This is a genomic window from Promicromonospora kroppenstedtii DSM 19349, assembly GCF_000515355.1.
Lineage (GTDB): Bacteria > Actinomycetota > Actinomycetes > Actinomycetales > Cellulomonadaceae > Promicromonospora > Promicromonospora kroppenstedtii.
Genome location: NZ_KI911670.1, coordinates 1629 through 11208, shown reverse-complemented (window position 1 = coordinate 11208; position 9580 = coordinate 1629). Strand labels below are relative to the sequence as shown.

Annotated in this window: 6 protein-coding genes and 1 pseudogene; 1 reads left to right on the top strand and 6 read right to left on the bottom strand. The window is 70.8% G+C overall.

What is annotated here, in order from left to right:
- Nucleotides 1-223 precede the first annotated feature (223 nt).
- The 4 genes from PROKR_RS13410 to nadC form a co-directional block, all read right to left on the bottom strand.
- A complete protein-coding gene (locus PROKR_RS13410) occupies nt 224-553 on the bottom strand; it encodes a histone-like nucleoid-structuring protein Lsr2 (protein WP_020017955.1) in 330 nt (109 codons plus the stop codon).
- Nucleotides 554-727: 174 nt separating this feature from the next.
- Complete coding sequence (locus tag PROKR_RS13405; RefSeq protein ID WP_036964055.1) at nt 728-910, bottom strand: hypothetical protein; 183 nt, start codon at nt 908-910, stop codon at nt 728-730.
- 38 nt (nt 911-948) lie between these two features.
- The gene (lysS, locus tag PROKR_RS13400) at nt 949-2502 is read right to left on the bottom strand and encodes a lysine--tRNA ligase (protein WP_425414890.1); all 1554 of its coding nucleotides are present in this window, start codon (nt 2500-2502) and stop codon (nt 949-951) included.
- Nucleotides 2503-2581: 79 nt separating this feature from the next.
- A complete protein-coding gene (nadC, locus tag PROKR_RS13395) occupies nt 2582-3511 on the bottom strand; it encodes a carboxylating nicotinate-nucleotide diphosphorylase (RefSeq protein ID WP_036964050.1) in 930 nt (309 codons plus the stop codon).
- Between the two features lie 68 nt (nt 3512-3579).
- Here nadC and PROKR_RS34860 point away from each other — a divergent pair, with 68 nt between their 5' ends.
- The gene (locus tag PROKR_RS34860; protein ID WP_036964048.1) at nt 3580-5694 is read left to right on the top strand and encodes a hypothetical protein; all 2115 of its coding nucleotides are present in this window, start codon (nt 3580-3582) and stop codon (nt 5692-5694) included.
- 5 nt (nt 5695-5699) lie between these two features.
- Here the strand turns inward: PROKR_RS34860 and PROKR_RS13385 are convergent, their stop codons facing one another.
- Nucleotides 5700-9284 (bottom strand): hydantoinase B/oxoprolinase family protein, encoded by a 3585-nt coding sequence (locus tag PROKR_RS13385; protein ID WP_036964046.1) that lies wholly within the window; start codon nt 9282-9284, stop codon nt 5700-5702.
- Nucleotides 9285-9299: 15 nt separating this feature from the next.
- Nucleotides 9300-9580 (bottom strand): annotated as a pseudogene (locus tag PROKR_RS13380) (L-aspartate oxidase); the annotation flags it as partial.

The following is a 9580-nucleotide window of genomic DNA, read 5'->3' as shown; positions in this document are numbered from 1 at the left end:
AACCGGCCGTCGGCGCCGATGCCGACGCGCCAGACGCCCTCACCGGTGCCCGGTGCGGCGTCGGACTTCGGATAGGTGCCGATCCACAGGGCGATGGTGGGGTTGCTCATGCGATCAGCCTAATGACGTGCGACGGATGCTCTTGCCCCGAGAGCACGGCGCCCCGGCCGCCCCTCGTCGAGGGGCGGCCGGGGCGCAATCCAACGTCGTGCGTACGTCGGCGTCAGCCGTTGGCCTTCGCGTAGGCGTCCTGGACCTCGGCCGCGATCCGGCCGCGGTCGCTGACCGTGTAGCCGTTCGCCTTGGCCCATTCACGGACCGCGGCGGTGTCGCTGCCGGAGCGGGACCGGCGCGTGGTGGTGGTCCGCGCGACCGCGGACTTCACCTTGCGAGCGTGGCCGACCCACGAAGCGAGCGAATCACGCAGCTGGGCCGCGTGCTCGGCATTGAGGTCGATCTCGTAGGAGACGCCGTCGAGGCCGAAGTTCACGGTCTCGTCGGCGGCACCGCCATCGATGTCGTCTTCGAGAACAAGCTGAACCTTCTGAACCATACGGGTACTTCCCTTCCGCGCCACAAATTCCGGGGTTAGTTCGCGAGCATGCCGCACTCAATATTGACATGTCAATAATGGGCATGTGACACCGATCACGAAAACTTCACCCGGGTACGTGAAGTGCACGGATTTGATCCCGCAGGTCCGCCCCGATAATCTCGCCCACCCGGATCAGTGCGAAGCGGAATTCCCGGTGTTTTCCGCCGCGGCCGCCATGGCCTCGCGATCCATTCGCTCGAGTGCCTCACGCTCGTGCCGGTCCGCCCGCAGGATCTTACGCATCGCAAACCAGAACAGCAGACCCACGCCGACTGAGGGCGTGAGCCCGGCGAGCACCGCAAGCGTCGTATCCATCACAAGATCCTCACAAACTCATCTGGGCGGTCGATATCTCAGGCCTGCGGCTTGACCAGCGGGAAAAGGATGGTCTCCCGGATTCCCTGGCCCGTCAGCGCCATGAGCAGGCGGTCGATCCCCATGCCCATTCCGCCCGAAGGGGGCATCGCGAATTCCATGGCCGTCAGGAAATCCTCGTCCAGCAGCATGGCCTCGTCGTCGCCCGCGGCGGCCATCCTGGCCTGCGCCTCGAAGCGCTGGCGCTGGATCACGGGGTCCACGAGCTCGGAATAGCCCGTGGCCAGCTCGAAGCCGCGCACGTACAGGTCCCACTTCTCGACCTGACCCTTTTCCGTGCGGTGGTCGCGCGTGAGCGGTGAGGTCTCCACCGGGAAATCCCGCACGAACGTCGGCGCGGTCAGGTGGTCGCCCACCCGGTGCTCCCAGAGCGTCTCGACGAGCTTTCCGTGATTGAGGATCTTCTTGTTGCCGACCTCGACATCCAGGCGCTCCGCGATCTTCTCGAGTTCCTCGACCGACGTGGCAGCGGTGATCTCCTCGCCGAGGCTTTCGGAGAGCGAGTCGTACATCCGCAGATTTGCCCATTCGCCGCCCAGCTCGTACTCCGAACCGTCCGGAAGGGTCACCAGCGTGGTGCCGAGAACATCCTGCGCCGCGGTCTGCACCAGATCCTGGGTGAGCGCGCCGATGGTGTTGTAATCGCCGTAGGCCTCGTACGCCTCGAGCATGGCGAACTCCGGCGAGTGCGACGAGTCCGCGCCCTCGTTACGGAAGTTCCGGTTGATCTCGAAAACCTTCTCGACCCCGCCGACGACCGCCTTCTTCAGGAAGATCTCCGGCGCGATGCGCAGGAACAGCTCCAGGTCGTACGCATTCATGTGCGTCGAGAAAGGCCGCGCGGACGCACCCGAGGCAATGGTCTGCAGCATCGGGGTCTCGACCTCGAGAAAGCTGCGGCGATAGAAGTTCTCGCGCAGGGAACGCACCACACCGGAGCGCAGGCGCACCATGTCGCGGGCCGCGGGGCGCGCGATGAGGTCCACGTAGCGCTGCCGGACGCGCGCCTCCTCGGACAGGTCCTTGTGCAGCACGGGCAGCGGGCGCAGCGACTTCGCCGCCATGCGCCACTCGTCGGCGAAGATGCTCAGCTCGCCACGCTTCGACGCGCCGACGTGGCCGTGCAGGAAGAGGTGATCGCCCAGGTCGACGTCGGTCTTGAAGGCGGCCAGCGCCTCCTCGCCGAGCGCCGCCAGGCTCAGCATGCCCTGGAGGCGGTTGCCCTCGCCGTCCTGCAGCGTGACGAAGCAGAGCTTGCCGCCGATGCGGACGAACACGACGCGGCCGGCGACGCCGACGACGTCCTCGGTCTCCTGGCCTGCCTCGAGGTGGTCGTACTTCTCGCGGACCTCCGCGAGGGTGTGGGTGACCGGGACGCTGACCGGGTACGCCTCGGTGCCGTGCGCCAGGAGGCGCTCACGCTTCTCGCGCCGGATCCGCAGCTGCTCGGGCAGGTCGTCGGTCGGCGGGGTCGCGGCGCTGGAGGCAGCGGGGTTCTCGGTCGTCACGGGGCCGATTCTATCGGTGCGCATCACCTGCCGAGTGCTCTTTATCCGCCCGGTTGGACACACCGGTCCCGGCGGATATCCAGGAATCGGGGGAGAAAAAGGATCAGGCGCGCAGGTCGAGGGCCAGGTCCAGGATGGGCGCGCTGTGCGTCAGGGCGCCCACGGAGAGGAAGTCCACGCCCGCGGCTGCGACCGCACGCGCCCTGCCGAGCGTCAGGTTGCCGGTGGCCTCGAGCTCGACGTGCGCCGGGACGCCGTCGTGCCCCTCCCGCTCGCGGACGGCGACGACCGTCTCCGCGAGGCGGGCCGGCTCCATGTTGTCGAGCAGCAGGAAGTCCGCGCCCGAGGCCAGGGCCTCCAGCGCCTGGGCCGTCGTGTCGGCCTCGACCTGGATCTGGACGTCAGGGAACATCTCGCGGACGGCGCGGATCGCGGCCGCGACCGACCCGGCGGCGACCACGTGGTTGTCCTTGACCATGGCGACGTCGTACAGGCCCATGCGCTTGTTGGTACCGCCCCCGGCGCGCACGGCGTACTTCTGCAGGGCGCGCAGGCCCGGCGTCGTCTTGCGGGTGTCGAGCACCTGGGCGCCCGTGCCCTCCAGCTCGCGGGCGAACGCGCGGGTCGCCGTCGCCACGCCGGACGCGCGGCTCGCCAGGTTCAGCACGGTCCGCTCGGCCACGAGCAGCACCTGCGTACGGCCCTCCAGGCTCGCCAGCACCTGCCCCGCGACGACGGCGTCGCCGTCCTGCGCGTGGAACACGACAGTCGGGGCGGGCAGCGCCAGCCGGGACGCGACCTGGTCCAGCACGTTCTGCACCACCACGAGACCCGCGACCACGCCGTCCTCGCGCGCCACGAGGTCGGCCACCCCGGTGGCCGACGGCGGGATGGTCGCCTGCGAGGTGACGTCCCGGCCCGGGGCGGTGCCCAGGTCCTCGTCGAGGGCGATGCGCACGGTGCCGGCGACCCAGTCGGGGTCGAGGCCCGGGGCGACCGTGGAGGGGGTGGCGAAGACGGGGAGGGTGCTCACGGGGCCACCGTATCCGTCCCACACGTCTGAGCCGGTCCCCCACCAGGTCAGCGGCTAGCCTGAGCGACGTGCGCATCGCCCTGCTCGTGGACGGCCTGGAATCGACCCGCCAGTACCACGCGGACGACGGGCGATCAGTGGTCGACGCGTGCGCCAGGCTCACCGCAGCGGGCAAGCCCGTCGCGGTCGACGTCGTCCGGGACGCCGAGTGCGGCCCTCTTCTCGCCACGCTCAGCCGGTCGCAGTACGACGCGGTGGTCTTCGCGTCTAACGCGTTGCGGCATCCCGACGGGCGCGTGGGGGCGGCAGTCCGGGAGCACTCCACGGAGATCGCGACGTTCCTCCGTCGGGGCAGGGGACTCGTGCTGCTGCACCAGTTCACGACCGCCGACCTGCACCTCGAGACTCCGGACGGCACAGCGCTGCGGTTCGACCGCCGTGGGGCGGCTCCGGCGCGGCCCTGGACCACCGAGCCGGGCAGCCCGATCGTGCGGTATCCGTTCGACATCGACCTCGAATCGGAGCTGAGTAGCTCCGGTCAGCTCGGCGACCTCAGGTCATGGCTCGCGATCCCGCAGTCGGCGCTCTCCGGGCTCCTGACCGTGGTCGAGAGCGCGGAGGGCGAGCCCCTGCTCGCGGTCTCCGCCGAGCACGTACCCTGGCGTGTGGTCGTCTCGGCGATGCCCCTGGACTGGCACGAAGCCGTCGGGCTGCTCGCCAACTGCATCGAGTACGCGTGCGCAGGCACCCCCGAGGTCGTCGTCTGGCCGTCGAGCGACGACACCCCGTTGGCCGCGACGCTGGGTCACCTGCGGAACGCACACCGGGTCCGGCCCGACGATCCGGCCGAGTCCTGGCTGCGCGCCCGGCCCACCCTGCACGTCGTGTCCGCAGGCGATACGGCAGACCCGGACGGGTTCATCGAAGCGACCCGTGACGGTGGACTGGTGCTCGCCACGCAGCCCACCGACCCTGCCGGGACCGTCCGGTTCACGGGACGGGCCAGTACTCGGCAACACGTCCTGGCCCGCGATTTCTTCGCGGCCGACCCGGCCGCCGTGCTTCGCGGGCCCACGCTCGACCCGTTCCCGACCCGTAACGTCGTGGTCGCGGCCCGCTACTACTGCCGAACGGTCCCGTCCACGCGCACCGAGCAGTGGGACCCGCGACGCGACCGCGAGCTGCACGCCCTGCTCCCCTCGCTGTTCTACGACGGCATGACCATCTCGTCAGCGCTGGCCGCCGTCCAGATCCTGTGCGCGGTGGACGCCCGGGCCGGGCTGACCGCCGACGCAGTCGCACGAGTTCGGGCGTTGTCGCCGGGTGATGCGCTCTCAGCGGTTCTGCTCCTCGGCTGTGAGGCTGCGGCGAGCAGCTCAGACGTGCGCGCTTTCGCCGAAAGTCTGGACGGACTGAACCGGTCGGAGCTGAGCGCACCGGACATACTGCGTCTGCTCGATTGGGTGGGGTTCCTCGTACTGGTCCTGGACGTCGAAGGCGCCGCTCCCATGCTCAGTGGCGCCGTCGCAGGACTCGTGAGTTCCTTGCGCAAGGTCACGGCGGACGACGGCGTCTGGCTGAGCCACGAAGGGACGGCCACGGTGGCGCTGGCCACTGCGGCAGTGAGCCGGGACTCCGGCGACCTGCAGTCCATCGCGCGGTCCGTGGCAAGCCTGCGCACCGAGTACCAGGAAATCGTGACCTCGGAAGCCAATCTGAGCGCCGCCGCCCGCTACGGCCAGGCGCTTGCCGCGATGGAGTCGGTGGCCCCGCTGGTGCTCGACACCCTCGTGGCGGCGGCAGCACTTGACCACGTCCCCCAGGGAAGTCCTGCCGAGGACCACCGCCACGCAGCCTCCCTCGCCGCGCGGAATCGCGCGCTTCAGGCGGCCGTCGAGTCCGAGCGGGCGACGCGCGCCCGTCTCGGCCCAGTCATCGTCATCGGGACGGTGGTCTCCTGGACGCTCGCCCTGGGAGTGGTCATGGGTGGTGCCGGCGTCATCCTGTTCGTCTGGCAGTGGCCCGAGATCGCACAGATCGTCACCGCACCGGCCGTGCTCGCCTGGCTCTTCCTGGTCGGCGCCGTCGCTCGCCTGCTGGAGCGCATGGCGGTGCTGCCGCGTCCGCTCGGCAAGCTGGCAAGACGGCTCAGCACGGAGGTTAGGCGCAGAGTCCGCGGCTGAGCCGGCTACGCCTCGCCGTAGCCACCCCCGCCCGGGGTCTCGACGATCAGGACGTCGCCTGCCCCGAGCTCGACGCGGTCGCAGCCGGCGAGGTGCTCGACGCTGCCGTCGGCCCGGCGCACCCTGTTGTTCCCGAGCGCTCCGGGTGCGCCCCCGGCCATGCCGTAGGGCGGCACGCGGCGGTGACCAGTGAGCAGGCTGGCGCTCATCGGCTCGCGGAACTCGAGTGCCCGTGTGACGCCGTCGCCCCCGCTCCACCGGCCCGCGCCGCCCGATCCCGTGCGCACCGAGAAGTCCCGCACCAGCACCGGGAATCGCAGCTCCAGGACCTCGGGATCCGTGAGCCGTGAGTTGGTCATGTGCGTCTGGACCGCCGAAGCCCCGTCGAACCCGTCACCCGCCCCCGAGCCGGACGCGATCGTCTCGTAGTACTGGCGCGTCGCATCACCGAACGTCAGGTTGTTCATGGTCCCTGAGCCCTCGGCCTGGACGCCGAGGGCCGCGTACAGCGCACCCGTGATCGCCTGGCTCGTCTCGACGTTCCCCGCCACCACCGCGGCCGGGTACTGCGGGGAGAGCATGGTGCCTGGCGGGATCACGATGGTCAGCGGCCGCAGGCAGCCGTCGTTGAGCGGGATGTCGTCGGCGACCAGCGTCCGGAACACGTACAGGACCGCGGCGGTGGCCACCGACGACGGCGCGTTGAAGTTCGTCGCGAGCTGGTCGGAGGTGCCGGTGAAGTCGATGGTGGCGCTCCGGGCGGCCCGGTCGACCCTGACCTCCACGGCGATCGTGGCGCCGCCGTCGGTCAGGTACTCGACCCGGCCGTCGGACAGGGTGTCGATCACACGGCGCACCGCCTCGGCGGCGTTGTCCTGGACGTGCCGCATGTACGCCTGGACGACGTCGAGCCCGAACCGCGTCACCATCGCCCGGATCTCCTCGACGCCCTTGGCGTTCGCCGCCACCTGAGCCCGCAGGTCGGCGAGATTGGTGTCGATCCCCCGGGAAGGATGGCGCGCCGAGGCCAGCAGGTCGCGGGTCTCGCGCTCGCGGAACCGTCCGCCCTGGACGAGCAGCCAGTTGTCGAGGAGCACGCCCTCCTGGTGGATGTCCGTGCTGTTCGCGGGCATCGAACCCGGGGTGATCCCGCCGATCTCGGCGTGGTGGCCGCGGGAGGCGACGTAGTACAGGATCTCGTCGGGCCCCGCGCCGGTCTCCGCGAAGACCGGTGTGATCACGGTGATGTCCGGCAGGTGGGTCCCGCCGTGGAACGGATCGTTGACCGCGAAGGTGTCACCCGGCCGGATCGTCCCGTGCCTGCGGGCGATCACCTCCTTCACGGACGTACCCATCGAACCGAGGTGCACCGGGATGTGCGGCGCGTTGGCCACCAGGTTTCCGTCCGGGTCGAACAGCGCGCACGAGAAGTCGAGCCGCTCCTTGATGTTCACCGACTGAGCCGTCGCCTCCAGGCGCGACCCCATCTGCTCCGCGATCGACATGAAGAGGCTGTTGAAGATCTCCAGGAGCACCGGGTCGGCGACCGCGGACACCTCGTCGCGGGCTCGCGGCTCGGCCCTGCGGACGACCAGGTGACCCGTGTCCACCGCCTCGGCGCGCCATCCCGGCTCGACCACAGTGGTGGCGTTGTCCTCGACGAGGACCGCCGGCCCGGTCACGACCTGACCGGGCGCCAGGTCCTCCCGCCTGTGCAACGGGCAGTCGTTCCATGAACCGCCCGCGAAGACCCGGACGGTCTCCACCGGCGGCTCGGGGACGGCGCCGCCGAACCCCGCGGCCGCGGCGGACAGATCGGGTTGCGGCGTGAGCGCAACTGCCTCCACGGAGATCGCCTCGACGACGAGTGCCCGGTCCAGCAGGAACGAGTACATGGTCCGGTGCGCGGCCTCGAACTCGGCCACCATCGCGTCAAGGCGGTCGAGCCGCACCACCACGGTGGTGTCGGTCCCGTCGTACCGCAGGTGCACCCGCCGCCTGACGACGACCTCGGCGTGCGCCGCCACGCCCTGCTCCACGAGGTCCGCGCGTGCGGTGGCCTCCAGGGCACCGGCGGTCCGGTCGAGGCCGGACAGGGCCGAGGGCTCCAACGGGGCCTCGACCGCCTGCTCGCGCATGACCGTGGTGTCGGCCAGGCCGATGCCGAGCGCGGAGAGCACGCCCGCCATCGGGGGTACCAGCACCGTCTCGATGCCCAGGGCGTCAGCGACCGCGCACGCGTGCTGTCCGCCCGCGCCGCCGAACGTCGTCAACGCGTACCGCGTGACGTCGTGCCCCTTGCGCACGGTGATCCGCTTGACCGCGCCGGCCATGTTCGCCACGGCCACTGCGAGGAACCCCTCGGCGACCTGCTCGGGCGACCTGCCGTCGCCGATGACCTGCGTGAGCTCGGCGAACTTGCGCCGGACGACGTCGGCATCGAGCGGCTGGTCGCCCCGTGGCCCGAACACCGACGGGAAATGGTCCGTCTGGATCCGGCCGAGCAGCACGTTCGCGTCGGTGACGGTCAGCGGACCGCCGCCCCGGTAGCAGGCCGGACCGGGGACGGCGCCCGCGGAGTCGGGGCCGACGCGGTACCGGCTGCCGTCGAAGTGCAGCACGGAACCGCCCCCTGCGGCGACGGTGTGGATGTCCAGCATCGGGGCACGCACCCGCACCCCGGCGACATCGGTGTCGAAGACCCGCTCGAGCTCACCCGCGTAGTGCGAGACGTCGGTCGAGGTGCCGCCCATGTCGAACCCGATCACGTGATCGAGGCCCGCGAGCGCCGACATCCGCACCATGCCGACGATCCCGCCGGCCGGACCGGACAGGATCGCGTCCTTGCCGCGGAACCGGTGCGCCTCGGTCAGTCCTCCGTTCGACTGCATGAACTGGAGCGGCACCCCGGTCAGGTCGCTCGCCACTCGATCCACGTAGTGGCGCAGCACCGGGGAGAGGTAGGCGTCGACCACTGTCGTGTCGCCGCGCGGGACCAGCTTGACCAGCGGGCTCACCTCGGCGGAGCGACTGACCTGGGTGAAGCCGGTCCGGGACGCCAGCGCCGCGACCGAGCGCTCGTGCTCCGGGTACAGATAGGCGTGGGCACAGACGACGGCGGCGGCGCGGTAGCCGTCGCGATATGCCTGGTCGAGCTCGACCGCCAGCGCGTCGAGGTCCGGCGCGCACAGCACGGTCCCGTCCGCGTCAATCCGTTCGTCGACCTCGATGACCCTCGAGTACAGGGGCTCAGGGAGGACGATGTGCCGGTCGAAGATGCGCGGGCGGTTCTGGTACGCGATCCGCAGGGCGTCCCCGAAACCTCGGGTGATCACCAGGACCGTGGGTTCGCCCGCCCGCTCCAGCAGGGCGTTGGTGGCGACCGTGGTGCCCATCCGGACGGCGTCGACGGGCTCCGTGCCCGCCGCACCCGCTGCCGCGAGGACGCGCTGGATACCGGCCACTGCCGCGTCGGCGTAGCGGTCGGGGTCCTCGGAGAGCAGCTTGTGCGTCGTCAGCGCCCCGTCCGGGTGCCGCGCGACGACGTCGGTAAAGGTGCCACCGCGGTCGATCCAGAACTCCCAGCCCATGGCGCTGATGCTAGGTCAGGCGACCGTCAGCACCCCGTCCCCGTCCAGCCGCACCCGCACCCGGCGCCGCCAGGCGTCGTCCGGCCGCGGGAAGTCCGTGCGGTAGTGGCCGCCACGGGTCTCCTCGCGCAGCCACGCCGCGCGGGTCAGCGCGCGTGCCACCATGTGCACGTTGGTGGTCTCCCACTCGGCGGCCTGGGGCTCGGCGACCACCTCGGCCGCGAGGTGCGCGTCGGAGCGGACGGCGCCCAGGCGCTCGTCGGCCTCGGCCAGCGAGCGGGCCGAGCGGATCACAC